This is a genomic window from Parviterribacter multiflagellatus (genome assembly GCF_056863265.1).
Genome location: NZ_JBXPIZ010000012.1, coordinates 1 through 24411, shown reverse-complemented (window position 1 = coordinate 24411; position 24411 = coordinate 1). Strand labels below are relative to the sequence as shown.

The 24411-nt window shown below is 72.7% G+C and carries 29 protein-coding genes; 12 read left to right on the top strand and 17 right to left on the bottom strand.

Features of this window, described 5'->3' with window-relative positions; translation table 11 throughout:
- Positions 1–101: 101 nt before the first annotated feature.
- From AC1UE5_RS23755 to AC1UE5_RS23720, 8 genes are read right to left on the bottom strand one after another with little or no spacing between them, the layout of a single operon-like run.
- Entirely contained in the window at positions 102–1583 is a 1482-nt protein-coding gene (locus tag AC1UE5_RS23755) for an NAD(P)/FAD-dependent oxidoreductase (protein ID WP_482928325.1), read from the bottom strand.
- Positions 1580–2995, bottom strand: coding sequence for an aminobutyraldehyde dehydrogenase (locus tag AC1UE5_RS23750; protein WP_482928323.1), 1416 nt, complete (start codon positions 2993–2995; stop codon positions 1580–1582). The genes AC1UE5_RS23755 and AC1UE5_RS23750 overlap by 4 nt, the downstream gene beginning before the upstream one ends.
- Positions 2988–4013, bottom strand: coding sequence for an ABC transporter ATP-binding protein (locus AC1UE5_RS23745; protein ID WP_482928321.1), 1026 nt, complete (start codon positions 4011–4013; stop codon positions 2988–2990). The genes AC1UE5_RS23750 and AC1UE5_RS23745 overlap by 8 nt, the downstream gene beginning before the upstream one ends.
- Positions 4010–4792 (bottom strand): ABC transporter permease, encoded by a 783-nt coding sequence (locus AC1UE5_RS23740; protein ID WP_482928319.1) that lies wholly within the window; start codon positions 4790–4792, stop codon positions 4010–4012. The genes AC1UE5_RS23745 and AC1UE5_RS23740 overlap by 4 nt, the downstream gene beginning before the upstream one ends.
- On the bottom strand, positions 4792–5655 hold the full coding sequence (locus tag AC1UE5_RS23735) for an ABC transporter permease (protein ID WP_482928317.1): 864 nt from the start codon (positions 5653–5655) through the stop codon (positions 4792–4794). Before AC1UE5_RS23735 ends, AC1UE5_RS23740 begins: the two co-directional genes overlap by 1 nt.
- Positions 5656–5667: 12 nt before the next feature.
- A complete protein-coding gene (locus AC1UE5_RS23730) occupies positions 5668–6786 on the bottom strand; it encodes a polyamine ABC transporter substrate-binding protein (protein WP_482928315.1) in 1119 nt (372 codons plus the stop codon).
- Between the two features lie 30 nt (positions 6787–6816).
- Entirely contained in the window at positions 6817–8112 is a 1296-nt protein-coding gene (locus tag AC1UE5_RS23725; RefSeq protein ID WP_482928313.1) for a glycosyltransferase, read from the bottom strand.
- Positions 8109–8699, bottom strand: a complete 591-nt coding sequence (locus tag AC1UE5_RS23720) for an Lrp/AsnC family transcriptional regulator (protein WP_482928311.1) — start codon at positions 8697–8699, stop codon at positions 8109–8111. The genes AC1UE5_RS23725 and AC1UE5_RS23720 overlap by 4 nt, the downstream gene beginning before the upstream one ends.
- Between AC1UE5_RS23720 and AC1UE5_RS23715 the strand changes: the two genes are divergently transcribed.
- The 3 genes from AC1UE5_RS23715 (at position 8679) to AC1UE5_RS23705 (ending at position 11385) form a co-directional block, all read left to right on the top strand.
- Positions 8679–9860: a phosphotransferase gene (locus tag AC1UE5_RS23715; RefSeq protein WP_482928309.1), complete on the top strand. Its 1182-nt coding sequence runs from the start codon at positions 8679–8681 to the stop codon at positions 9858–9860. The two genes, AC1UE5_RS23720 and AC1UE5_RS23715, sit on opposite strands and share 21 nt — an antisense overlap.
- Positions 9857–10816: an SIS domain-containing protein gene (locus AC1UE5_RS23710; RefSeq protein WP_482928306.1), complete on the top strand. Its 960-nt coding sequence runs from the start codon at positions 9857–9859 to the stop codon at positions 10814–10816. Before AC1UE5_RS23715 ends, AC1UE5_RS23710 begins: the two co-directional genes overlap by 4 nt.
- Positions 10817–10878: 62 nt before the next feature.
- Positions 10879–11385 carry an Lrp/AsnC family transcriptional regulator gene (locus tag AC1UE5_RS23705; RefSeq protein ID WP_482928301.1) on the top strand — a complete coding sequence of 169 codons (507 nt, stop codon included), beginning with the start codon at positions 10879–10881 and terminating at the stop codon, positions 11383–11385.
- On the opposite strand, the gene AC1UE5_RS23700 is transcribed toward AC1UE5_RS23705, so the two are convergent.
- On the bottom strand, positions 11375–12109 hold the full coding sequence (locus AC1UE5_RS23700) for a hypothetical protein (RefSeq protein WP_482928295.1): 735 nt from the start codon (positions 12107–12109) through the stop codon (positions 11375–11377). The two genes, AC1UE5_RS23705 and AC1UE5_RS23700, sit on opposite strands and share 11 nt — an antisense overlap.
- Before the next feature lie 61 nt (positions 12110–12170).
- Between AC1UE5_RS23700 and AC1UE5_RS23695 the strand changes: the two genes are divergently transcribed.
- Positions 12171–13070 (top strand): MBL fold metallo-hydrolase, encoded by a 900-nt coding sequence (locus AC1UE5_RS23695; RefSeq protein ID WP_482928293.1) that lies wholly within the window; start codon positions 12171–12173, stop codon positions 13068–13070.
- Positions 13071–13077: 7 nt separating this feature from the next.
- Here the strand turns inward: AC1UE5_RS23695 and soxR are convergent, their stop codons facing one another.
- Complete coding sequence (soxR, locus tag AC1UE5_RS23690; RefSeq protein WP_482928291.1) at positions 13078–13575, bottom strand: redox-sensitive transcriptional activator SoxR; 498 nt, start codon at positions 13573–13575, stop codon at positions 13078–13080.
- Between the two features lie 89 nt (positions 13576–13664).
- On the opposite strand from soxR, the gene AC1UE5_RS23685 reads away from it, so the two are divergent.
- The 6 genes from AC1UE5_RS23685 (at position 13665) to AC1UE5_RS23660 (ending at position 18712) form a co-directional block, all read left to right on the top strand.
- Positions 13665–14273: a superoxide dismutase gene (locus AC1UE5_RS23685; RefSeq protein WP_482928289.1), complete on the top strand. Its 609-nt coding sequence runs from the start codon at positions 13665–13667 to the stop codon at positions 14271–14273.
- 225 nt (positions 14274–14498) lie between these two features.
- Complete coding sequence (locus AC1UE5_RS23680) at positions 14499–15218, top strand: hypothetical protein (RefSeq protein WP_482928287.1); 720 nt, start codon at positions 14499–14501, stop codon at positions 15216–15218.
- Between the two features lie 58 nt (positions 15219–15276).
- Positions 15277–15855, top strand: coding sequence for a TetR/AcrR family transcriptional regulator (locus tag AC1UE5_RS23675; protein ID WP_482928285.1), 579 nt, complete (start codon positions 15277–15279; stop codon positions 15853–15855).
- Between the two features lie 149 nt (positions 15856–16004).
- The gene (locus AC1UE5_RS23670; protein ID WP_482928283.1) at positions 16005–17492 is read left to right on the top strand and encodes a sigma-70 family RNA polymerase sigma factor; all 1488 of its coding nucleotides are present in this window, start codon (positions 16005–16007) and stop codon (positions 17490–17492) included.
- Positions 17493–17563: 71 nt separating this feature from the next.
- Complete coding sequence (locus AC1UE5_RS23665) at positions 17564–17950, top strand: nuclear transport factor 2 family protein (RefSeq protein ID WP_482928281.1); 387 nt, start codon at positions 17564–17566, stop codon at positions 17948–17950.
- 306 nt (positions 17951–18256) lie between these two features.
- The gene (locus AC1UE5_RS23660) at positions 18257–18712 is read left to right on the top strand and encodes a hypothetical protein (RefSeq protein WP_482928279.1); all 456 of its coding nucleotides are present in this window, start codon (positions 18257–18259) and stop codon (positions 18710–18712) included.
- On the opposite strand, the gene AC1UE5_RS23655 is transcribed toward AC1UE5_RS23660, so the two are convergent.
- Genes AC1UE5_RS23655 through AC1UE5_RS23635 form a run of 5 tightly spaced genes read right to left on the bottom strand, consistent with a single transcriptional unit; the run spans position 18709 to position 21876 of the window.
- The gene (locus tag AC1UE5_RS23655; protein WP_482928277.1) at positions 18709–19518 is read right to left on the bottom strand and encodes a DUF1963 domain-containing protein; all 810 of its coding nucleotides are present in this window, start codon (positions 19516–19518) and stop codon (positions 18709–18711) included. The two genes, AC1UE5_RS23660 and AC1UE5_RS23655, sit on opposite strands and share 4 nt — an antisense overlap.
- The gene (locus AC1UE5_RS23650; protein ID WP_482928275.1) at positions 19515–20159 is read right to left on the bottom strand and encodes an HAD family hydrolase; all 645 of its coding nucleotides are present in this window, start codon (positions 20157–20159) and stop codon (positions 19515–19517) included. The genes AC1UE5_RS23655 and AC1UE5_RS23650 overlap by 4 nt, the downstream gene beginning before the upstream one ends.
- The gene (locus AC1UE5_RS23645; protein WP_482928273.1) at positions 20156–21019 is read right to left on the bottom strand and encodes a DUF7064 domain-containing protein; all 864 of its coding nucleotides are present in this window, start codon (positions 21017–21019) and stop codon (positions 20156–20158) included. The genes AC1UE5_RS23650 and AC1UE5_RS23645 overlap by 4 nt, the downstream gene beginning before the upstream one ends.
- Positions 21019–21513 carry an FxsA family protein gene (locus tag AC1UE5_RS23640; protein WP_482928271.1) on the bottom strand — a complete coding sequence of 165 codons (495 nt, stop codon included), beginning with the start codon at positions 21511–21513 and terminating at the stop codon, positions 21019–21021. Before AC1UE5_RS23640 ends, AC1UE5_RS23645 begins: the two co-directional genes overlap by 1 nt.
- A gap of 27 nt (positions 21514–21540) precedes the next feature.
- A complete protein-coding gene (locus tag AC1UE5_RS23635; protein WP_482928269.1) occupies positions 21541–21876 on the bottom strand; it encodes an STAS domain-containing protein in 336 nt (111 codons plus the stop codon).
- A gap of 55 nt (positions 21877–21931) precedes the next feature.
- Here AC1UE5_RS23635 and AC1UE5_RS23630 point away from each other — a divergent pair, with 55 nt between their 5' ends.
- Positions 21932–22228 (top strand): metal-sulfur cluster assembly factor, encoded by a 297-nt coding sequence (locus tag AC1UE5_RS23630; protein ID WP_482928267.1) that lies wholly within the window; start codon positions 21932–21934, stop codon positions 22226–22228.
- Between the two features lie 78 nt (positions 22229–22306).
- On the opposite strand, the gene AC1UE5_RS23625 is transcribed toward AC1UE5_RS23630, so the two are convergent.
- Complete coding sequence (locus AC1UE5_RS23625) at positions 22307–23464, bottom strand: site-specific integrase (protein WP_482928265.1); 1158 nt, start codon at positions 23462–23464, stop codon at positions 22307–22309.
- On the bottom strand, positions 23461–24006 hold the full coding sequence (locus AC1UE5_RS23620; protein WP_482928263.1) for a helix-turn-helix domain-containing protein: 546 nt from the start codon (positions 24004–24006) through the stop codon (positions 23461–23463). The genes AC1UE5_RS23625 and AC1UE5_RS23620 overlap by 4 nt, the downstream gene beginning before the upstream one ends.
- A gap of 75 nt (positions 24007–24081) precedes the next feature.
- Between AC1UE5_RS23620 and AC1UE5_RS23615 the strand changes: the two genes are divergently transcribed.
- The gene (locus AC1UE5_RS23615; RefSeq protein ID WP_482928261.1) at positions 24082–24405 is read left to right on the top strand and encodes a helix-turn-helix domain-containing protein; all 324 of its coding nucleotides are present in this window, start codon (positions 24082–24084) and stop codon (positions 24403–24405) included.
- Positions 24406–24411 lie beyond the last annotated feature (6 nt).

Below are 24411 nucleotides of genomic sequence, written 5' to 3'. Positions count from 1 at the left end.
CATGGGTGAAAGCCCTCCGGCGCCCCCAAAGGTCCCCCCCGACCCCAACCCGGCACAGTTTCGACTCGCATGCCGAGTCGAAGTCATGCCGCGTGGCGGCGTCAGCGCCGGCGGCGGGGCTCGAGCGCGCGCGGGGTGGTGAACCAGACGAGCGGGCGGAGCGCGGAGGTGATGCGTCCCGCGCGCCCGCCGAGCTCCTCGGCCTGCTCGGCGCGCCGGACGGCGTCGCGGACGACCATGCCGCCGAGCGTGCGGAAGGGCTCGGGTGGGAGGTAGCCGGGCGGGTCGCCGACCAGGGCGCAGGTCGTCGTCTCGTCGACGATGCCGAGCGCGCGGCGCGCGAGGATCGGGCCGACGAACGCGCTCGGCGCGACGCCGTTGCCGCTGAAGCCGGACGCGTAGTGGATCGCCTCGCGGTCGCCGATCGTGCCGACGAAGGGGAGGTGACCGGGCGCGTGGTCGACCGCGCCGCCCCACGCGTGCGTCAGGCGCACGTCGGCGAGCGACGGGAACCAGCGGCGGAAGTCGGCGGCGACGATCGCGACCGTCCGCGGGTCGTGCGCGTGGCGCGCGAGCACCCGCCCCAGCGGCCCGATCGCCCCGCCGCCACGGCCGAACGCGATCCGTCCGTCGGAGGTCGCCTGCGCGTAGTGGACGAGCATCCGCGCGTCGCCCAGCAGCTCGCCGCCCGTCCAGCCCAGCTCCTCCAGCCGCTCGGGGATCGGCTCGGTGAGCACGATGTGGGAGCCGATGGGGACGATCGCGCGCCGCAGCTCGCGCAGCCGCGCGGCCCACGCGCCGAGCGCCACGATCACGCTCTCCGCCTCGACCCGGCCGCCCGGCGTCCCGACCACGACCGGCGAGCCCGAGCGCGCGAGCGACGTCATCGGCGTGCCCTCGAAGATCCGCACGCCGCGGCGCAGCGCCAGCCGCCGCAGGCCGCGGGCGAGCAGCGCCGGCTGCACCGCGCCGGCGTCGGTCAGCCGCGCACCCGCGAGGAGCGCCTCGGTACCGGTGCGCTCGAGGATCTCCGCGCGCGTGACCGGCTCCATCTTCGCCCGCAGCCCGACCCGGCGCGCGGCGGCCAGCGGCCCGTCCCACGCGCCGAGCTGCGCGGCCGACGACGCGCCCCACAGCGCGCCGCCGCGCCGCAGATCGCAGTCGATGCCCTCCTCGCCCGCGACCTCGAACACCCGGTCGATGGCGCGCGAGGACTGCTCCGCGAGCCACGCTGCCTGCGCGTCGCCGAACTTCACGACGAGCCCGTCGAGCTCGTCGTGCCACGACGTCATCCACCCGCCGTTGCGCCCGGACGCGCCCAGGCCGCAGCCCTCGGCCTCGAGGAGGACGACCGTCGCGTCCGGCGCCTGCGCGACCGCCTCCAGCGCCGCCCACAGCCCGACGAACCCGCCGCCCACGACGCAGACGTCCGCGCGCACCGTGCCCGACAGCGGCGCGCAGAACTCCGGCACGCCGCCGGCCTCGCGCTCGGCGGCCAGCGCCTGCTGGAGCCAGAAGACCGGGCCGATGCGCTCGGGACCGGCCGCGGCGGCGGGCCGTGCGTCGGGCAGCGTCGCCGTCATGCGGGGCGGAACCCGTCGCGCTCGGCGGGCTGCGCGTGCTTGACCATCAGGTGCTGGGTGACGGAGTACTCGAGCACGGCCTCCTCCGACATGTCCTTGCCGAACCCGGACTGCTTGACGCCGCCGTGCGGGGCCTCGGACGCGATCGGGAGGTGGTCGTTGACCCACACGACGCCGAAGTCGAGCGCCGGCCCGAGCCGCATCGCGCGGCCGACGTCGCGCGTCCACACCGACGAGGCGAGCCCGAACGGGATGTCGTTGGCCAGCCGCACCGCGTCGTCCTCGTCCTCGAACGGCAGCACGACGAGCACCGGCCCGAACACCTCGCCCTGGACGATCTCCGACCGCTGCGCCGCGCCTGCGAGCAGCGTGGGGGAGTAGAACGCGCCCGGCCCGTCCGGCACCTCGCCGCCGCACACGAGCGACGCGCCGTCGGCGACCGCCCGCATCACGAACCCGTGCACGCGGTCCCGGTGCCCGACGGAGACCAGCGGCCCGATGTCGGTGTCCGGATCGCCCGGCGCCCCGACGCGGATCGCCCGCAGCTGCTCGCGCAGCGCCTCGACGACGTCGTCGTACACCGACCGGTGGGCGTACACGCGCGTGGCCGCCGTGCAGTCCTGGCCGGTGTTGTACGTCGCGCCCATCGCGGCACCGCCCGCCGCGGCCGCGACGTCGGCGTCCTCGAACACGAGCACCGGCGCCTTGCCGCCGAGCTCGAGGTGCAGGCGCTTCAGCGTCGGCGCCGCGCCGGCCATGATGCGGCGGCCGGTCTCGGTCGAGCCGGTCAGCGAGATCATCGCCACGTCCGGGTGCTCGACCAGCCGCTCGCCGACCGCGGCGTCGCCGGTCACGACCGACACCGCGCCCGCGGGAAGCCCGGCCTCGTGGAGCAGCTCCACCAGGCGGATGGTCCCGCGCGGCGTCGCCGGCGCGGGCTTGATGACGACCGTGCAGCCCGCCGCCAGCGCCGGCGCCAGCTTCCAGATGCCCATGATGAGCGGGAAGTTCCACGGCGCGATCGCGCCGACGACGCCGATCGGCTTGCGGTGCAGCACCGACGTGTAGCCCGCGGAGAACCGTCCGGCGCCGGACCCGGCCGTCGAGCGCGCGGCGCCCGCGAAGAAGCGGATGTTGTCGAGCGCGAACGGCAGCTCACCTTCGTGCGAGACGACGTACGGCTTGCCGGTCTCCTGCACCTCCAGCGCGGCCAGCTCGTCGAGCGCGGCCTCGGCGAGGTCGGCCCACTTCAGCAGCACCCGCGCGCGCTCGGCCGGCGTTGCGCCGGCCCACTCGGGCAGGGCGGCCTTGGCCGCCGCGACCGCGCGGTCCACGTCGTCCACGGTCGAGTCCGCGACGCGCGCGAACACCTCACCCGTCGCCGGGTCGATCAGCGCGCGCGGCTCAGGCATGCACGGTCTCCGGCACAGCCGACCCGGTCGCCGCGGGCTCCGCGTCGACCATCACGGCGTCGGACTTCACCCACCCGACGTGCACGGCGTCGCCGGCGGTCAGCGGCCGCGCGTCGTCGACGGACGCGATGCGCACCTGCGCGGTCCCGCCGTCCTCCAGGTCGATCACGTACTTGCGCGCGGTGCCGAGGTACGCGACCTCCGCGACGGTCCCGCGCCGCTCGCCGGGCAGGCCGAGCGGCGCGGGGGAGAGGCGCAGCCGCTCGGGCCGCACCACGATCTCCTTGCCGTCGACGCCCGCGGGGAAGAGGTTCGCGTCGCCCAGGAAGCCCGCGACGAAGCGGGTCGCGGGACGCTCGTACAGCTCGTCAGGGGCGCCGACCTGCTCGACGTGCCCGTCGCGGAGCACCGCGATCCGGTCCGCCATCGTCAGCGCCTCCTCCTGGTCGTGCGTGACGACGACGAACGTGATGCCGACCTGGTGCTGCAGGCGCTTGAGCTCGATCTGCATCTCGCCGCGGATCTGGCGGTCCAGCGCGCTCAACGGCTCGTCGAGGAGGAGCACGCGCGGCCGCTTCACGAGCGCCCGGGCCAAAGCGACCCGCTGGCGCTGCCCACCGCTCAGCTGCGCCGGACGCCGCGAAGCCGTGTGGCCGAGCTGCACCTGCTCCAGCGCCTCGCCCGCACGCGCCCGCGCCTCGTTCTTGCGAACGCCCTCCATCTTCAGCCCGTACGCGACGTTGTCGAGCACGGTCATGTGGGGGAACAGCGCGTACGACTGGAACATCATGTTCAGCGGCCGCTTGTAGGGCTTGACGCCGACGAGGTTGGACCCGTCGAGCGCGATCGCCCCGCCGTCCGGCTCCTCGAAGCCGGCGAGCATCCGCAGCAGCGTGGTCTTGCCGCAGCCCGACGGGCCGAGCAGCGCGAAGAACTCGTTCTCCGCGATCGTCAGGGACACGTCGTCCACGGCGGTCACTGCGCCGAAGCGCTTGGTGACGTGCTGGATCTCGATCACAGGGTCGTCTCCGATCGGCCGCGCAGGCGGAGGGCGACGAGCGTCAGCACGAGGCTGACGCCGACGACGACCGTCGCGGCGGCGTTGATCTCCGGGGTGACGCCGAAGCGGACCATCGAGTAGACCTGGATCGGGAAGGTCACCGACGTCCCGGCGGTGAAGAACGCGATCACGAACTCGTCGAGCGAGAGCGTGAACGCGACGAGCGCGCCGGCCACGATGCCGGGCGCGATGGCGGGGAGCGTGACGTGGCGGAACGTCCGCCACTCGTTCGCCCCGAGGTCGAGCGACGCCTCCACCATGGAGTCGTCGAAGTGGCGCAGGCGCGTGCGCACGATGATCGCCACGAACGCGATGCCGAACGTCGCGTGACCGAGGACCACCGACCACAGCCCGAGCGAGACGCCGAGCCACTGGGTGAAGACCAGGTTGTAGAAGCTCAGCAGCGCGATCGCCAGGACGATGTCCGGGATGATCATCGGGATGTAGGAGACGGCGTCCAGGCCGGTCGACTTGACCGTCTTCTCCAGCCCGAACGCCAGCAGCGTCCCCAGCACGACGGAGATCACCGTCGCCCAGAACGCGACGATCAGCGTGTTGAGGAAGGCCTTCGTCAGGCCGTCGTTGTTGATGAGCTCGCTGTACCAGCCGGTCGTGAAGCCGCCCCACGACGTCGGCAGGCCGCTCGCGTTGAACGACAGGACGACGAGGACGAGGATCGGCAGGTAGAGGAACGCGAGCGTCGCGGCGAAGCCGGCGCCGAGCAGCTTGTTCGCCATCACGCCACCTCGCGGGTCCGGTCGCGCGCGTTGATCCACGCCTGGATCAGCAGCACGACGGTCATCAGCGCGATGATCGCCAGGGCGAGCGTCGCCCCGAACGGCCAGTCGCGCGCCTTGAGGAACTGCGTCTGGATCAGGTTCCCCACCATCTGCTCGCGCCCGCCGCCGAGCAGGTCGGGCACGAGGAAGTTCCCCAGCGAGGGGACGAAGACGAAGATGCACCCGGCGGTCACGCCCGCGCGCGTCAGCGGCAGCGTCACGGTCAGGAACGCGCGCCAGCCGGACGCGCCGAGGTCGGAGGCGGCTTCGCGCAGCTCGGGCGACAGCCGCTCGATCGCCGCGTACAGCGGCAGGATCATCAGCGGCAGGTAGCCGTACGTCAGGCCGAGGACGATCGCGAACTCGTTGTAGAGCAGCGACAGCGGCTCGTCGATGACGCCCAGCGACTGCAGCGTGTTGTTGATGAGCCCCTCGTCGTTGAGGAGCACGAGCCACGCGTACGTGCGGATCAGCAGGCTCGTCCAGAACGGCAGCACGACCAGCACGAGCAGGATCGTGCGCCAGCGCTCCGGCCGCGTGGCGATGAACCACGCGGCCGGGTAGCCGATGAGGAGCGCCACGATCGTCGCCTCGCCCGCGACGCGCACCGAGAACCACAGGACGTCGAGGTACAGCGTGTCGACGACCCGCTCGAAGTTGTCGAAGCTGACCTCGTAGACCACGCCCCCGTACACCCCGCGCTGGAACACGGAGTAGGCGAGGACGAGGAGCACCGGCGCGGCGAGCAGCGCGGTCCACCACACGAGGGCGGGACCGAGCAGCGCACCGCGCCGGAGGCGCAGCTTGGCGCTCCCCTTCACAGCGTCAGGCCTCTACGACGTGACTTCGGTGACGATGCGCGACCAGGTGGGCTGCGCCTCGCCGAGGTCGCGCAGGCCCTCCTGCTGCAAGAGCTCCGCCGGATCGATCCCGAGCGACGGGTACTGCTTCTTGAGCTTCGGGTCCAGGCCGTCCATCGCCGCCTTGTTGGGCGTGTTGTACGTGAGCAGGTCGACGACGCCCTGGCCGGACTCGGGGCGGAGGACGTAGTCGATGAACTTCATCGCCGCCTCCTTGTTCTCCGACTTCTCCAGGACGACCATCGAGTCGACCCAGAGGTCCGAGCCCTCCTTGGGCACGACGAACTTGATCTTGTCGTTCTTGGCGATGCCGTAGTTGCACCAGCCGTCCCACGCCTCGACGAGCAGCGCCTCACCGGACACGAGCTTCGAGTAGAAGGTCGTGTCGTCGTAGGCGAGCAGCGTCTCCTTGGTGTCGATGAGCAGGTCGCGCGCCTTCTCCAGCTCGCCCTCGTCCTTCGTGTTCGCGCTGAAGCCCAGCGACTTCAGGGCGGGGAGGAGGAGCCAGCGGTCGGTCGCCAGCATCGTCGTCTTGCCCTTGAGCTGGTCGCTCGGCTTGAGCAGGTCGTTCCACGAGTCCGGCGTGCCGGAGACCTTGTCGGAGCGGTAGCAGAGCCCGGTCGTGCCCCACGTGTAGGGCATCGAGTGCGTGTTGCCCGGGTCGTACGGAAGCTCCTTGGCCTCCGGGTACAGGTTCTTCTCGTTGGGGATCGCGCTGTGGTCGATCTCCGCCGCCCAGCCGCGGTTCTTCAGCGCCTCCGCGAACTGGCCGGAGACGAACACGAGGTCGAAGCCACCGCCGTCGGCGGCCTCGAGCTTGCCCATGATCTCCTCGTTGGTGGCGTGCTTGGCGAGCTTGACCTTGATGCCGGTGGCCTTCTCGAAGCCCGGGATCAGGTCCTCGGGCATGTACTTGTCCCAGTTGGAGATCGTCAGCGTCTTGTTGCCGCCGGCGGGCTGCTCGGCCGACGCCGCGGCCTCCTCGCCGGCGCTCGCGTTGTCCGACTTCTCGACGTCGGCGCCGCACGCGGCCAGGCCGACGCTCACCGCGCCCGCCGTCGCCAGCGCGGCGATCCTCCGCAACTTGCTCATGGAGCTCCTCCTCCTACTACTGCGTGCCTGTCAGGCGGCCGGCGCCGGCTGCGGCGCGCGGACGACCTGCTCGATGAGATCGGCGGCCCGGACGGTGCCCGGGGTCGCCTGCAGCCGGGCCGACACCTCGGCCAGACGCGCCTTGAGGGCGTCGTCGGCGAGGAGCGTCCCGACGGCTGCGCGCAGCTCCTCGGCCGTGTGGCCGTACGTGTCGAGGCGGAGACCCCAGCCGCCCTCGTGCACGCGCTGCGCGTTGTCGTACTGGTCCCAGAACAGCGGCAGCACGATCATCGGCTTGCCGAAGTGGAAGGACTCGGTGACGGTGTTGTTGCCCCCGTGCGTGATGACGAGATCGACCATCGGGAGGATCGACGTCTGGGGCAGGAACTCGGCGCCGACCATGTTGTCCGCGAGGGTGAGCTGGTCGTGCTGCGGGCCCTTGGAGACGATGACGCGGTACTCGGTGCCCGCGAGGCTGTCGATCAGCTTCTGCATCAGCGCGACGTCGGCGGAGCCGAGCGAGCCGAGGCTGAGGTAGAGGAGCGGGCCGTCCGCGCTCGCCAGCGGCTCGGGCAGCTCCCACGCCTCGTCGGTGCTGCGGACGCTGCTGTCGAGCCGGTGCCACGTCTCGCCCAGCGGCTCGGCGCGCGCGTAGTCCGCCTCCTCCGGGAAGAGGTAGAGGTTGAGCCAGGGCGAGTCGTGGACGAACTCGCGCGGCGGGAGGGGCGGCGCGCCGCGCTCGACGCAGAACGCGCTGAACGACTCGTGCATCTCCGCGTGGACGCGGTCGTACTCGGCCCAGTAGGCGTCCCAGCCGGAGGTGTCGTCCGCCGGATAGCCGGAGAAGGTGGGCGGGACCTTCGGGTCCTTGATCTCGGCCGGGTTGCAGGAGACGCTGCGCACCCACGGGATGCCGGAGGCGGGGATGGCCGGGAACGTGAGGACGTTGTCCTCGACGATGACGTCCGGCCGGACCTCCTCGAAGATCTCCCTCAGGCGGTCGTCGACGTAGCGCGCGCCGTCGAGCAGCGCCTGGAACGTCGGGGCGATGAAGTGCTCGAGCTGCTCGATCGTGGGCGTGCGGAAGACCGGCGCGGTGTCCCGGATGAAGTCCTTCCAGAACTGGCCGGGGGCCTCCTCGACCTCGGGCTTGGGCCCGAGCCGCATCAGCCGCTCCTCGAAGCCCTTCTCCGCGAGCGTGCCGGCGAACGACTCCTCGATGACGAACACGACGCGGTGCCCGCGGTCGAGCAGCACCTTGCCGATGCCCACGCAGTTGTTCGTCGGGCCGTACGCGCCCTCCGGGAAGAACACGATCGTGCTCACGCCTCTCCTCCTCCGTTGCTGCCGTTGCCCCCGGCCGCCACGGCGACCTCGCCGACGCCCCAGCCGTAGGCCATCTTGTGGATCTCCAGCACCAGGAACGACTGCGTCGAGACGACGCCGTCCACGTGGTGCAGACGCTTGTTGAGCACCTCGGTGAAGTGCGCGGTGTCGCGGCAGATCACCTCGACGAGGAGGTCGAACGAGCCCGCGGTCGCGGCGACGTACGACGTCTCGGGGAACGTCGTGACCGCCTCGCAGACCTGCTCGACCGTCCCGGGGCGGACGTTGATGCCGATCATCGCCATGCGGTCGAAGCCGATGCGCAGCGGGTCGGCGATGCCGACGATCTGCAGCATCCCGGCCTGCTCGAGCCGCTGCACCCGGTAGCGGACCACGCTCTCGGAGATGCCGACCTCGCGGGCGATGCGGCTGTACGGCCGGCGCCCGTCGGCCTGCAGCGCGCCGATGATCTTGCGATCGACGTCGTCGAGCTGCGGCGGCAGCGCTTGCGGCGGGTGCTTTGCGTGATCTAGGGTGATGGGCGGAGAGAGTGACGGAATCCGCAGATGACTGTCAAGGAAATCCACGAATCCGCATTTCAGGACCAGCGGTGGTTCGCCGGCAAGGGGCGCGCCTTCGCATCCGCCCGCGCGGTCGCGCTCGCCGACGGGCTGCGGCTTGCGGACGTCGCGTACGCCGACGGGGGGAGCGAGCGCTACCTCCTGCTCGACGACCACGTCCGGTGGGCCGACCTCCTCGACGCACCACCTCCCTCGCTCCAGCTCGACCGCGGGCCGGCCTTCGCGCGCCTCGCGCCCTCGCGCGGCGCCGAGTCCACGCCGTCCACGGACCAGTCGAACACGCTCGTCGCGCTCGACGGGCGGCTGCTCGTCAAGGCGTACCGGCGGCTGTGGAGCGGCCCGCACCCGGAGATCGAGCTGTGCGCTGCCCTCGCCTCGACGCCCGCGCCCGTCCCGGCGTACGCGGGGTCGCTGTGGCACGGCGAGACCGCGATCGCGCTGCTGCAGGAGCTCGTGCCCGACGCGGAGAGCGGGTGGGAGGCACCGATCCTCCGCGCCGTCGCCGCGCTGCGCGGTCAGCCGGAGGACGTCGAGGGGGAGTACCGCGCCGCCGGCGCCGCCACGGCGTCCCTCCACGCCGCGCTCGCCGAGGTCTTCCCACCCGCACCGGCCGACGCCGACACCGGCGGCCTCTGGCGCGCGGAGGCGTTCGCGCTGCTCGCCCGCGCCGCCACGGTCGAGCCCGTCGTCGCCGCCGCGCGGGGCACGATCGCGGCGCGGCTCGCGGTGCTCGACGACGCCGCCGGCCTGCCGCTCACGCGCATCCACGGCGACCTGCACGTCGCGCAGCTCCTCCGCACGCCCGACCGCCTCCTCGTCATCGACTTCGAGGGCGACCCGACCCGCCCGCTCGCGGATCGCCGCCGCCCCGACACGCCGGTGCGCGACCTCGCGTGCCTGCTGCGCTCGGTCGACCACGTCGGCCAGGCCGCGGCGCGCCGCTGCGGGCTCGACCCCGAGCCGTGGATCGCGCGCGCCACCGCCGCGGTGCTCGAGGGGTACGCGGGCGGGTCCTCCGCGCCGCCGCCGCCCGCCGCGCTCCTGCACGCGCTCGAGCTCGCCAAGGCCTGCCAGGAGCTGGTGTACGCCGCGGCGGTCGTGCCCGAGTGGACCTACGCGCCCCGCGCCGGACTGCAACGCCTCCTCTCTCGAAAGGCCCCCACGTGAACCCCGACGGCTTCCTCGCCGACGTCCTGTCCGAGCCCGAGACCCTCGCCGGCGTCCTCGACGCCTACGCGGCCGATGCGCCGCTCGGCGGGCCGGACGCGCTGCGCGGCAAGCAGGTCGTGTTCATCGGGATGGGCTCGTCGCGGTTCGCGGCGCTCACGATCGCCGCGGCGCTGCGGGCCCAGGGGATCTTCGCCGTCGCCGAGTACGCCACGACCGATGCGTTCACCAGGCCCGGTCCCGACGTGGTCGCGGTCGGCATCAGCGCGTCCGGCGGGTCGGCCGAGACGGTCGAGGCGCTCGCCCGCCATCAGGGCGTGTCGCGGACGGTCGCGATCACCAACCGCCCCGACCGCGCGCTCGCGCAGCTCGCCGACGTCGTGCTGCCGCTTCACGCGGGGGAGGAGGCCGGCGGCGTCGCGTGCAAGACGTTCCAGGCGACGATGGCCGTGCTGTGGCGTCTCGCGGGCGTCCCGGCCGACGCGCTCCGTCCCGCGATCGACGCGCAGCGCGCGCTGCTCGACGCGCGCGACGAGTGGCTGCCCGCGCTCGCCGACCGCGTCGCCGACGTCCACACGCTCTACACGATCGCCCCCGCGCACCGGATCTCCTCCGCGCTGCAGTCGGCGCTCATGCTCCGCGAGGGCCCGCGCATCCCGGCCGACTCCGCCGAGACCGGCGACTGGTCCCACGTCGACGTCTACCTCTCGAAGTACCCGGGCTACACGGCGCTGCTGTTCGGCGGCTCGCGCTTCGAGCCCGCGCTGTTCGAGTGGGCGACCCCGCGCGGCTCCGACATCATCGCGGTCGGCGCGCCGGTCGCGGGCGCGACGGGCCACGTCCCGATCCCCGGCGCGGAGGACCGGGTCGTCGCGTCGCTCGTCGAGGTCAGCGTCGTCGAGCTGCTCGCCGCCACCCTCTGGCGTCGCCGCATCGACGCGGGCGTCATGCCGTAGGACGATCGACGGATATGTCTCGGTATGCGGGACAAATCCGTCGATCGTCATGATGCGGGGCGATGCCGAGCAAGGACCTCGACGCCATCGACCGCCGCATCATCGGCGCGCTCCAGGCCGACGGGCGCCGCCCGTACTCGCGGATCGCGTCGGACATCGGGGTGAGCGAGAGCGTCGTCCGCTACCGCGTGCAGCGTCTGGAGGAGTCCGGGATGCTGCAGGTCGTCGGCATCGCGGACCCGCTGCGCATCGGCTTCGACCGCATGGCGCTCATCGGCATCAAGGTCCGCCCGGGCACCGTCGAGGAGGTCTGCGCCGCGTGCACCGCGCTCCCCGAGACGTCCTACGTCGCCGCGATCGCCGGCTCGTTCGACCTCATCGTCGAGGTCATCTGCCGCGACACCGCGCACTTCACCGAGCTGCTCAACAAGCGCCTGCACCACATCGACGGCGTCGTCTCGACCGAGTCCTTCCTCGTCCTCGAGATCCACAAGATGGCCTACGGCTGGGGCGTGGGGGAGGTCGCGGTCGCCGACGAGAACGGCGACGCGCCGCCGCCTACGGACTGACCCAGGCGACCGACAGCTGCGCCGCCGCGTCGCGCCCGCCGAGGTCCGTCTTCACCGGGCCCGCGCTCGGGCCGGCACGCAGGAAGAGCCGCTCGCCGGCCGCGAACCGCCGGATCGTCGTCACGTTCTGGCCGGTCTGCGAGAGGTCGTCGGCGGGCGTGGAGTCGGACGCCAACTCGCCCTGCGCCGCCGAGTCGATCGTCAGGTACCGCGTCCCGGTGCCGTTCGGCTCCCACAGCAGCTCGGCGCTGACGACGTAGACGCCGGTCCGGCCGATGACGAGCTGGTCCGTCGCGTCGTCGAACGTGACGTCGGCTGCGAGCGGGGCGTCGTCCAGGCGCACCTTCGTCGGATAGAAGGTCAGCGACTGCGCGGACGTCTGGCGGGCGCGGGCGTGGGGCAGGACCGTGTCGAGCGACGACGCGCCCGCCGGCCCCTGCGGACCGGCCGGCCCGGTCGCGCCGATCTCGCCGCGCGGCCCCGCCGGCCCCAAGGCACCGGCCTCGCCGCGCGCCCCGGCCCCCGCCGGCAGCACCCCGCGCGCGAGGTCGGCGCGCGTGACCGACCCGTTCTTGATCTCCCCCGACCGCACCGCGCCGGCCTTGATCTCGCGCGCGCCCACGCTGTCCTTCGCCAGCTTCACCGCCGCGTACGACGTGCCGCCGAGCGCGACGAAGACGGCGATGGTCGCCATGACGTTGGCGTAGGTCAGCTGCTGGCGCATCGGCGGTACTCAAGCGGAGTGCGGCGGTTCCGGCAACCGCGTCTGCAAGGCTCCCGCGCCGATGGAGGAGATCGCACCCGGGATCTTCGGGGTCACGTCCGCGCTCGTCGCGCGCGCGATGACGCAGGTCGTGCTGCGCGGGAGCGCGCGGAGCGTGCTCGTCGACACCGGCGTGGCGGAGACGCCGCGGGACGTGCTGGCGGGCGCGATCCCCGCGCCCGACCTGATCGTCGTCTCGCACGCGGACGTCGACCACTGCGGTGGCAACCGCGCGGCGCTGGAGCTGTGGCCGGACGCGCGGATCGCGTGCCACGAGCTCGACCGCGCGTGGGTGTCGTCGACCGCCGCGCTCCTGGCGGGCAACTACCTCTGGTACGCGGACTGCGGGTTCACCGTCCCGGGCGCCACGCGCGACTTCCTCGCGCGCGAGCTCGGCGGCGACGCGCCGGTGCACGAGACGCTCGCGGACGGCGACACGATCGACCTCGGCGGGGGCTGGAGCGTCGAGGTGCTCCACCTCCCGGGCCACACGCCCGGCCACCTCGGCCTGTACGACCCGCGCTCGCGCACCGCGATCGTCATGGACGCCGTGCTCGGCCGCGGCGGCCCGATCCCGCCGCGCGTGTACGACACGCGCGCCTACCGCGCGACGATCGAGCGCCTGCGCGCCCTCGGCGCCGACCGGCTCGTCACCGCCCACGTCGGCGTCCTGGAGGGCGCGCGGGCGGCGGACTACCTCGACGTCTCGCTCGCGCACGACGTCCGGGTGGAGGCGCTCGTCCGCACCGCCCCGCGCCACCTCGACCTGGCGGCGCTCACGCACCTCGTCGACGCCGCGCTCGGCCCGTACCACGACAGCCCGCACGAGCTGGCGGCCGCGGTCCGCGACCACGTCCACCGCCTCCGCGCCGACCCGCCGGCGACGCCCACGTACGCCGCGTGGGCGGGCGGGGGCTCCTAGCGGCTGGCTACCCCGCGCAGCCCACCGATCCGGGCCCGTCGCTCGCGCCCGAGGCCGTTCCCGGCTTCGGGTCCCCGATCCAGTACCGCGGGCCGGCGCCCCGCCCGCCCGCGCGGTCGCCCGGGTTGGCGAGCTTGCAGCGGTCGAGCGAGAGGCACCCGCACCCGATGCAGTCGCTCAACCCCGCCTTCAGGCGCTCCAGCTCGGCGATGCGCTCGTCGATCCGCGACGTCCACGTCGACGACAGCTTCTCCCAGTCCTTGCGCATGGGCGCGCGGTGCGCGGGGAGCTTGGCCAGCTCGGCCCGGATCTCCTCCAGCGACAGCCCGATCCGCTGCGCGAACACGATGAACGCGATGCGGCGCAGGATCGGGCGCGGGTAGCGGCGGTGGCCCGCGCCGGTGCGCTCGGACTCGATCAGGCCTCGTTCCTCGTAGAAGCGGAGGGCGGAGGTCGCCACGCCGCTGCGCTGCGCGACCTCGCCGATCGTGAGCGGTTCCGACATGGCCTGAAGAACAGCACGTGATCGCGTTGACTTCAACCACGGTTGAAGTGGCATAGTGTGGGCCCCTACTCAACGACCAGGAGATGCGAATGCCCTACGAGGTCCCGCCGCTTCCGTACGCGTACGACGCGCTGGAGCCGCACATCGACGAGGCGACGATGAAGCTGCACCACGACAAGCATCACCAGGCGTACGTGGACAAGGCGAACGCCGCGCTGGAGGGCACCGAGTTCGACGGCAAGCCGGTGGAGGAGGTCCTCCAGAACCTCTCGTCGCTGCCGGCCGACAAGCAGGGCCCGTTCCGCAACAACGGCGGCGGCCACGCCAACCACACGCTGTTCTGGGAGTCGATGAGCCCGGATGGCGGCGGCGAGCCGACCGGCGAGCTGGCCGATGCGATCACCGCGAAGTTCGGCTCGTTCGACGAGTTCAAGTCGCAGTTCGAGGCCAACGGCGTCGCGCAGTTCGGCTCCGGCTGGACGTGGCTCGTGGTCAAGAACGGCGAGCTCGAGCTGGCCAAGACCCCGAACCAGGACTCCCCGCTGCTCGACGGCGCCACGCCGCTGCTCGGCAACGACGTGTGGGAGCACGCCTACTACCTCAAGTACCAGAACAAGCGCCCGGACTACCTGAAGGCCTGGTGGAACGTGGTCAACTGGGACAAGGTCGCCGAGCGGTACGCCGCTGCCCGCTCGTAGCGCACCCCGTCGCGACGCGCGCGCCCTTCGGGGCGCGCGGCGACGGCGGCGGGAACGAGACGCGCTCCGCGTCTGCGGTTTGGGTACGAACCAGTACCCGGTGCTTGGCTGGCCCACTTGACAGCCGACCTACCGCCGGTAGGTTACCGCCGGTAGGGCGTTCTCCAGCGCCCTCACGACGCCACGTCCCCGGCGTCGGACCCACCCCAACCGGAGGTAGAGAGAGTGCGAGTCAAGCTGTCCCCTGCGCTGGTCGCTGCTGCCTGCGCCGCCGTCGCCGCGGTGCCCGCCACGGCCCAGGCCGCGAACCAGATCCACGTCCAGGGCAAGGTCGTCAAGGCCAAGCCGGGCAAGGCCACGAAGCTCTCGATCGGCGGCGGGCAGCGGACGGACGACGGCTCGCAGCCGCCGACGGTCGAGACGCTCGAGCTCTTCTTCCCGAAGCAGCTGACGTTCACCCCGAAGGGCTTCAAGAGCTGCTCGCCCAGCATCCTCGAGGCGTCCGGCCCCGAGGGTTGCCCCGCGGGCTCGCAGATCGGCACCGGCAAGGTGCGCGCGGTCGCCAACGGCATCGTCGTGACGCCCCAGTTCCGCCTCTTCTACGGGGGCGGGATGAACATCCTTCTCGACGTCCGCGCGACGGACCCGATCGCGATCGAGTCGTACATCAACGCGAAGCTGACGAAGGCCAACACGGGCCCGTACGGCTACAAGCTCCGCATCCCGGTCCCGATGAACCTGCAGCGCCCGCTGCCGACGCTGCCGGCGGCGATCACCGACATCTCGGCGGACATCGCCGCGGTCACCGGCAAGGGCAAGAAGAAGACGAGCCTGCTGACGCTCGGCGACTGCGGGCCGACCGGCAAGCTCGCGTTCAAGGCCGTGACCACGATCGCGGGTGGCGGCGGCACGCAGGAGGCCACCGCCACGTCCTCCTGCAAGTAGCCTCCGCCGCCTGATCGACGAGGTCGCCAACTACCCCCACGGGCGCGTACCGCGCGCGGTGCGCGCCCGTCAGATCCTCGCGGTCGCGGCCGAGCTCTTCGAGGAGCACGGCTACGAGGGTGCGTCGGTCGACGAGCTGTGCCGCCGCGTCGGCGTCTCCAAGCCCGTCATCTACGACCTCGTCGGGAACAAGGCGACGCTCTTCCGCCGCTGCTTCGAGAGCGCGGCGGAAGAGCTGCGCGAGGCCGTCGTGCCGGCGGTCGTGGGGGCCGCGGACGACGGGTTGGAGGCCCAGCTGCGTGCCGGGGCGCTCGCGTTCTTCCGCTGGGTCGGCGGTCACCCGCAGGCCGGCAGCGTCCTCTTCACCGCCGGTCAGGGCGGCCGCATCGCCGCCGGGCTGGCGGGCGTGCGGGCCCGGCAGGTCGAGGTGATCGCCGCCGTCCTCACCGAGCACGCCTCGCGCGCAGGGGAGCCGCCGGCGCCGCTCCGCGTCGAGGCTGCCGCGATCGCGCTCGTCGGCGCGTTCGAGTCGCTCGCGCGCTGGGGCGCCGACCGTCCCGAGCTGACGCCCGAGCAGCTCGCGGACGAGCTGGTGGCGTTCGCGCTTCCGGGCCTGCGAGCGGTTATCGGAAACTGAAGCCACGCGCGTGTCTGGTCCGACGGTGGTCCAGGGCGTTGATCGGTCCCGTCCGCTCCGCGAGGGTTCTGCGCACCGAGGGGGCGAACTCTGCGCAGTCCGCGTCTCCTCAGTGCGCAAACCGCACGGACAGCAGGAGCACCCGACCCATGGAAGACGCCGTTCTCGACGCCCCGCCCGCGCCCGCCCCGGTGGCCCCGCCGCCGCCGCGCCGCGTGCTGCCGCGCTGGCGGCGGACCGATCCGGAGCAGCTCGTGGTGGACACGATCGCGCGGCACGCCGACTCGGTGCTGCGGATCGCGCGCCGCTACTCGACCTGCCAGGCCGACGCGGAGGACGCCTACCAGCGCGCGCTCGAGATCTTCGTCAAGCACGCGCACCGGCTCGACCCGGGTACCGCGGACCGGTGGCTGCGCACGGTCGCCAAGCACGAGGCGATGGCGGTGCGCCAGGCGCGGCGGCGTTACGTCGGCGTGCCGGACGAGGAGACGTTCGACGCGATCGCCGACGCGCGCCACCTGCCCACGATCGAGGAGCGGGCGGAGCGGTTCGACGAGCTGACGCGCACCGCCGAGGCGCTGCGGCGGCTCAAGCCGCAGGAGCAGACCGCGCTGATGCTGCGCGCGCAGGGCCTGACGTACGACGAGATCGCCGCCAAGCAGGAGTGGACGTACACGAAGGTCAACCGGTGCGTCACCGAGGGCCGCCGTGCGCTGCTCGCGCGGATCGAGGGCATCCGCTCCGGCGCCGAGTGCGAGCGCTGGGCGCCGATCCTTTCCGCGATGGCCGACGGCGAGGCGACCGCCGAGCAGCTGCTGGAGGTCCGCCCGCACCTGCGCAACTGCTCCGCGTGCCGGGCGGTGCTGGGCGGGATGGAGCGCGCGACCGCACCGGTTGCGGCGCTGCTCCCGGCCGGCCTCGTCGCGGGCGACGCGGTCCCGACCGGCTCGGGCGGCGGGCTCCTCGACCGGCTCGGCGAGCTGGCCGTCGGGCTCCAGGAGCGCGTCGTCGGTGCGCACCACGCGGTCGAGGCGATGGGCGCGGGGAAGGTGGCGGCGGTCGCGGCGTCGGCGGCGGCCGTCGCAGGCGGGGGCGTGGCGGTGGAGCGGACGGTCGCCGACCGCGCCGCCGCGCCCGCCGCGGCGGCGGAGGCCGTGGCGGAGGCGCCGGCCGCGGCGCCCGAGGTCCCGACCACGACGGCGTCCGCGCCGGCGGCCGCCCCGACGATCGCGCCGGCTGCGGTCGGCCCGGAGTTCCCGGCGGGGGAGGAGCGCGCGGACGGGAGCGCCGCACGCGAGGAGTTCGGGGGTGGGGCGGAGGACGAGTTCGGCGGCGGCGATGGTGGCAGCGGCGAGTTCGCGGCCGCGGGCGACGACGAGGACGCTGGCGACCGGGCGGACGCGCCGCGCGGCGAGACGGCGGCCGCTGGCGACGCGGGCGCCGAGGAGCGCGAGGCCGAGGCTGCGGGGGCGGGGGCCGACGACGGCGGGAGCGCGGCGCCTTCCACCGCACCGCCCGCGCCCGACTTCGAGACCGCCGCGCAGGCCGCGTCCGCTCCCTCGCAGCGCACGCAGCAGCCCGCGCCGCGCTCCTCCTCCGGCGGCCGCGAGTTCGCCCCCAGCGAGTTCGGCGGCTGACCCGTCCTGCGCCGCGGCCGTTACCTCACGAGTAGTGGTCGCGGCGCCCGCCGCCCGCGAAGGTGCTGCCCATGACGACCACCGCGCAGGACCTCACCGCCACGATCGACGCCCACCTGACCGCCTACGCCGAGCCCGACGCCGCCAAGCGCACCGCGCTGATCGAGCAGGCGTGGGCGCCGGAGGGGCGCCTGGTCGACCCGCCGCTCGTCGGCGAGGGCCACACCGGCATCGGCGAGGCTGCCGCGGCGCTGCTCACGCAGTTCCCCGGCCACACGTTCCGCCGCACCACCGACGTCGACGCCCACCACGGCCACTTCCGCTACGGGTGGGAGCTCGTCGGCCCCGACGGCGCCGTCGCGGTCGCGGGCACCGACGTCGGCCTCGTCGCCGACGACGGCCGCATCGCGCACGTCGTCGGCTTCTTCGGCGACCTCCCCGCCCGCGAGGCCGCCTGACGCGACGACGACCCGCCGGGCCCAGCCGATCGTCGCGCTCGGCACCGGCGGGTCGTCGCGGGCTCGCCCGCCGCTGTGTCGCCGTCCGCCATCTTGTCCCGCGCGCGCGAGGACGTGCGCCGCGCGGACGGACGGCTCCTGGTCGCGCTGTCGCTCGTCGCGGCGCTGACCGGGTGAACGCGTTTCCCGCAGGATGCGGGGTCGAGACGTCGTAGGAGGTCCGTTCGGCCCGTCCAGACGCTTTGCCGTCCGACGCTCCCCCTACGGTGCGCGTCGTCCCAGTCCTTCAAGCGTCAGGGAACTCACGTGCCCCTCTGCTTCATCGAACCTCAGGACGCCATCCGTGTCATCGCCGAGTCCGTCGGGCGCGAGGCGCGCCGGCAGCTGCTCGGCGAGCTCGTGCGCGCGTGGGTCGACGAGATCCCCGATGAGCAGCTGCAGACCCAGTACGCCAAGGCCGTCGCAGACCTCGACGAGCACGACCTGAACATGCTCGCCGCGTGGCACGCGTCGCTCGAGGTCGGCCAGCCGATCCCGAACCGCGAGTTCCTCGTCAACGTCTTCCCGACGCTCGGCGAGAACCGGCGCGAGGCGCTCAAGATCGCCGCGGGCTTCCGCGGCGAGGAGGCGTTCGACGCCGGCGTCACCGAGGAGCAGACGCTCGAGATGGTCCTCCCGCACCTCAGCCGCGAGCGCTCGCTCGAGCTGGCGGGCGAGTGCCTCGAGCTCTACCTCTGGGACCGGCTGGGCTCCGACAACTAGCCGTACTCGGGGCTCGCCGCCGCGCGCCGCACGTCGAGCGCGGGCAGGTCCTCCGCCGGGAGGCGGAACTGCAGCGTGTCGTGCACCGGGTGCCCCTCGACGTGGAGCAGCAGCACGGTGCCCTCCTCGGGCGGATGGCCCTGCTCGCCCGCGCGCAGTCCGCCGGCCCAGTTCGGCGACAGCTCGGGCTGTCGCCGCTCGAACAGCGCCAGCGCGTCGCCGTCCGCGCCGTGCAGCTCGTCGATCGCCGCCTCGTACGCGACCGCGTCGCCCTCGTCCAGCCCGAGCCGCTCGGCAGCGTCGTAGTCCTCGGGCAGCGTGAGGTCGAGGACGCCGACGACGCGCTGGGGCGGGACGCGCAGCTCCGCGTCGAGGTGGTCCGGCGGCGCCGCGTCGACCGGCGCGGCGGCGTCCGGGGCGAGCGCGAACACGCGCTGCGCGGCGCCCGGGACGTTCCCGTCGGGCCCGTAGGTCCCGCTCGTGTCCTCCAGGTCGCCGTAGAAGAGCAGCCAGCCCGCGCCCGGCCAGCGCGGGTCTGCGGCGGCGAGCGGCAGCTCGGCGAGGTCGAGCGCGGCGAGGAACGCGAGCGGCGTGCCCTCGTCCGTCCGGGGCCATGCCTCGCCGCGCGGCAGCAGCGCCGGACCGCCCAGGCGCGAGCGCGGCGGCGGCGCGGCGTCGGGCGGCGCGGGCTCGAGGCGGCAGCCGGGCTCCGCCGCCTCCGCCACGATCCGCGCCGCCGTCGCGCTCGGGACGCCATGGCGCTCCAGCGCCGCGCGCAGCGCGTCGCCGTCGCGCCCCGGGATCACGCGCGCGCGAGGGCGGCTTCGACGGCCGCGATCGTCGCGTCGGTGTCGGTGAACTGCACCGCGCGGATGCCGAGGTCCTTCGCGGCCGTGACGTTCGCGTCGACGTCGTCGATGAAGACCGTCGCGTCGGCGGGGAGGGCGAGGCGCTCGAGCGTCAGCTCGTAGATGCGCGGGTCGGGCTTGCGCATGCCGACGAAGGCCGAGTCGACGATCAGCTCGAACAGCTCGTCGATGCCGGGGATCATCGCCCGCCAGCGGGCCTCCCACTCGCGCACGTTGTTCGTGAGCAGCGCGAGGCGGATGCCGCGCTCGTCGCGCAGCCCGCGCAGGTAGTCGAGCATCCGGTCGTTCGTGCGCAGGTGGCCGAAGTAGCGCTCGCCGAAGCCCTCCATCTCGACTGGCCGGCCGACGACCTCGGCGAGCTGCGCGCCGACGATCCCGAGGAACTCCTTCTCGGTCATCTCCCCGCGCTCGAACGGGAAGAGCGGGTTCTCGCCGCGGGCCTCGGTCGCCTTGAACATCGCCATCCCGAAGTGCTCGAGCGTGATGCCGTCGTGCTCCTGCACCCGCGCGAACGCCTCGAACAGCGGCGTCGTCAGGACGCCCCCGAAGTCGCTGATGACCGCCTTGACCTCGCTCACGTCCCGCCCTCCGCGCGGCGCAGCACGTCGTAGCGGCCGACGCCCGTGCGGCCCTCCATGTGCCAGAGGAAGAACGCGGCGTCGAGGCGCAGCCGGCCGAGGTCGAGCGTGGTCCCGCACACCGCCTGACCGGCCGCGCGGTGCGGGTAGCCGTCGTGCTCCTCGCCGTCGAGCCACAGCTCCAGGCCCGCGTGGCGCTGGCGTCCCTCGGCGTCGAACGTCGTGCTGACGAGCGGCTCGGCGACCGGCAGCGGCTGCCCGCCGTGCACGAGCGTCGCGGCGATGGCCTCGTCCGCGTGGTGCTTGGCCGACGACGGCCGCACGCAGGTGATCGACACGGCGGTCTCGGTGTCGAGCCACGCGGAGATCGTCCGCGTCAGCGCGATCTTCTTCCAGTCCGGCGCGCCCCACGAGTGGCCACGCTGCCCGAGCGCGTCCACCTTGACGCCGTTCGCGGTCCCGCGGAAGCGGCAGAGCTGCTCGTAGCCCTCCATCCCGCCGGCCTTCGCGACCGGGTCCTTCGGGCCGACGGCGGCGGGCGGCGTGAGCGCCTCCACCTCGAGGTCGAACGTGTCGCCGAACGTCACGCGCCAGCGCTTCAGCGGCTCCAGCGTCTCGGTCGTCACGCCCGCCGGCGCGGCGCCCGCGGCGACCCCGCCCTCGGCCTCGACCGCGACCGGCTCGGCCCCCGCGAACAGCAGTCCCATGCCGCTGTAGGTCGTCTCGGCGCCGGGGACGATCCCCGCGCGCGCGAGCCCGTACAGCTCCGCGCGCGTATCGGCGAACGCGTAGGTGTAGGCGTCGGACGCGCCTGCGCCGCGGGCCTGCGGCGCCTCGTGTGCTGCGTCGATGGTCGTCATCACGGTTGGAGGCGATCCGGCCCGCGCCGGACCTCGTGCGCGGTCCCGTCGACGTCGTACTCCTGGCCGGTGGGGGAGCGCCGCGCGCTCGCGCCGCCGCCGCCGCCGGGCATCGAGCCGGCGACGGACACCATCATCCGGCGCGCGAACCGCCGCACGAGCAGCGCGCGCACGACCGCCCGGGTGGGCGGCAGCAGGAAGACGATGCCGAAGAGGTCCGTGACGAACCCGGGCGTCAGGAGCGCGACGCCGCCGGCGATCACCAGCACCCCGTCGAGCACCTCGCGCGCGGGCGGGCGGCCCGCGGCGAGCGTCTCGTTGAAGCGGCGCCACACCGCGCGGCTCTGGGTGCGCAGGAGGAACGAGCCGAGGATCGAGTCGGCGATCAGGAGCCCGAGCGTGGGCCAGAAGCCGATCCAGTCGCCGACCTGGAGGATCACCGCCAGCTCGATGATCGGGACGGCGATGAAGAGGAGCAGGAGGACGAGGAGCATCGCTCCGTCCAGCGTACGCGAGCGCGCTCAGGTCGTGGCGGGCGCGGCGACCAGCACGCCGGGCAGGCGATCGAGCCCGACGACCTCGATGAGCCGCTGCACGTTCGGCTGGGCGCCCTGGAGCACGAGCTGCCGGCCCGCCTTGCGCAGCCGCCGCGCGAGCATCGCGAGGTCGAGCATCAGCGACGAGTCGCAGAACGTCAGGTCGGTCAGGTCGACGGTGACGTCGTCGACGCAGACGGTGCAGATCGCGCGCGACAGAGGGTGGCGGCGCAGGGACTGCGTCGCTCGATCCTCGTCGCCCCAGACCCGCAGCAGGAACCGGTGCTCATCGAAGGAGACGATGCGCGGAAACCTACACAAGCCTCGCGACGTTTGGAACCCGTGTTCTGCTTTGGCGCGTCCTATCCTTCCTCCTATGGCAACCGTCGACGATGTCGAGGCCGCGCTGACGAACGTGATCGATCCCGAGCTGGGGCTGGACTTCGTCGAGCTCGGGCTCATCTACGGGATCGAGATCAACGGCGGCGACGTCCATGTCACCTTCACGCTCACCACGCCCGCGTGCCCGATCGGCCCGCAGGTGTCGGAGCAGATCGAGGAGTTCGTGGGCGAGCTGGACGGCGTCGGGGAGGTCACCTCCTCGATGGTCTTCACCCCGCCGTGGTCCCCGGACAAGATGTCCGAGGACGCGAAGTTCGCGCTGGGCTACTAGGCCCTGCAAATCGGCACAAAGGGCTAGCCCGCAGAGCCGCCTGAATCGGCGGACTGCAAACGGACTGCAAACGCGCGGCTACGCGAAGAGGGCTGCAACCTTGCCCGCGGCGTCCTCGTGCATCGATTCGATGACGTGCGAGTAGACGTCGAGGGTGATTGCGATGGATGAGTGGCCGAGCCGTTCCTGCGCGACCTTCGGATGGACGCCGGCCTGGAGTGCCAGCGTCGCCCACGAGTGCCTGACGTCGTGTAGGCGGATCGTCGGAAGGCCCGCCTCCTTGGCGTGACGGCCGAACCAGCGCGAGAACGTCCGCGGCCAGATCGGAGCCCCGTCCTCGCGACAGAAGACGAGCCCGTTGTCGGCGTAGGCGGGGCCTAGCGAGAGCTGCTCCTCGACCTGGCTCTTGCGGTGCGCGCGAAGCGCCTCCACGGTCCTGTTGTCGAGCGCGACCATCCTGGGGCGCCCGTTCTTGGGCTGGGAGACCAGCGGGCGGCCGTCGCCGTGGATGATTGTCTGCACGACGCTGAGCCGTCCAGCGTCGAGGTCGACGTCTTGCCACCGGAGGCCAAGCACCTCACCGCGGCGCATCCCCGTTGACGCGAGGACCAGCCACGCGGCGAACAGTCGGTCTTCGGCCACATGGGAGAGGAACGCGCGCAGCTCCTCACCGGTCCACGTCTTCATGGCCGGCGCCTTCGCTGCCGAGGCCGAGGGAGGGTCGGCAGCGGTTGCAGGATTGCGCGGGATCAGGCCCTTGCGCACGGCGTCGGACAGCGCCCGGTTGACGACGGTGTGGACGTACCGCACGGTGCGCGCAGAGAGTCCTTCTGAGGCGTCTTCCGTGCTCTCCTGCGGCCTGCGGCCACTGGATAGGAGGGATGCGTAGAGCGCGTCCAGGTGGGCCGGTGTGAGGCGTTGGAGGGGCAGGCTGCCGAGCGTGGGCACGACACGGCCGCAGAGGTTCAGCCGGTAGGAGTCCAAGGTACTGGGACGCAGGCGCGAGCGCTGCATCGCAAGCCACTGCTCGCACCACTCAGCCACGGTGAGGCGCGAAGGCTCGACGTAGGTACCGTCGTTGACGCCGCTGATGAGTCCGGCAACCGCGCTCTCGGCCTCTCGTTTCGTTGCGTAGCCGCTGTGCCACTTCTGCCGGCGCTTCCCGGTCACTGGGTCGCGGCCGAGTTCGATCACGACGGCCCACTTCGAACCGCGCTTGCGGACGTGTCCCCTCATGCGCCGCTCTCCTTCCGTCCTTTATGGATGCGCTGAAGCTGCTCGGTGAGGTCGCTCACGACTTCGGCCACTCTCTCGTCGTCTTCTGCGTTGGTGGCCCGAACGAGCTCCGCGACGGCGCGCGTGATGAGTGGGAGCTCAGGCAGCCGCATCGCGGCGAGCTCTTCCTCTGAGCGGTCGCCGTAGAAGATGCGGCGCTGCTGGCCGGGGAGCGGCTGACGGCCGATGATCCAGTCACGCGCTACGTGGCGGTTGACGACGAGATCGGGAGTGACCGCAACGTCGACCGGCTCCGTGAGCGGTAGGAACAGGTGCACCGGGGAGGTGTCGAGCGCGGCGGCAAACGCAAGGGCTTCGTCCAAAGTCACGCTGCGCTTGCCGTTCTCGGTGCGCGCGATCGACGGGTGGGAGATCTCGAAGCCGAGCGCTCCGAGTGCGGCGGCGAGCTGGCGCTGACTCATCCCGCGTCGCGACCTGGCTTCCGCTATCTGACGTTGTGCGATTTCGCCTGCGGATTCCGCGCGGTTGACAGCGTCGCTCATGGCCGCGGACTGTAACAGATTTGACTCAGACCATAGAAATCTGTACCATTACGGCCACCGGCGACGCAACCCGCGTTGTCACGACCAGAGGTCCCTACGTCTAAGCACGACCCCGCGGCAGCGAGCCGCACATCCGATCTCCCTCTCGTCCTGACGGTTGAGGAAGCGGGGAAGGTGCTTCGCATCTCGCGAGGTTCCGCGTACGAGGCCGTCCGCACCGGAGCGCTCCCGGCTATTCGGATCGGGCGCACCCTTCGCGTGCCGCGTCACGCGCTAGATGTAAGTCCTGAGGACGTTGTTTCGTCCGGGCCTCTTCGGAGGCTGGGTGGTGCCAACCACGCCCAGCTCTCCGAAGGAGGCACCGGATGCGGCTGCACGCTAACGCGGCGCTCAGTCTGATTCAGC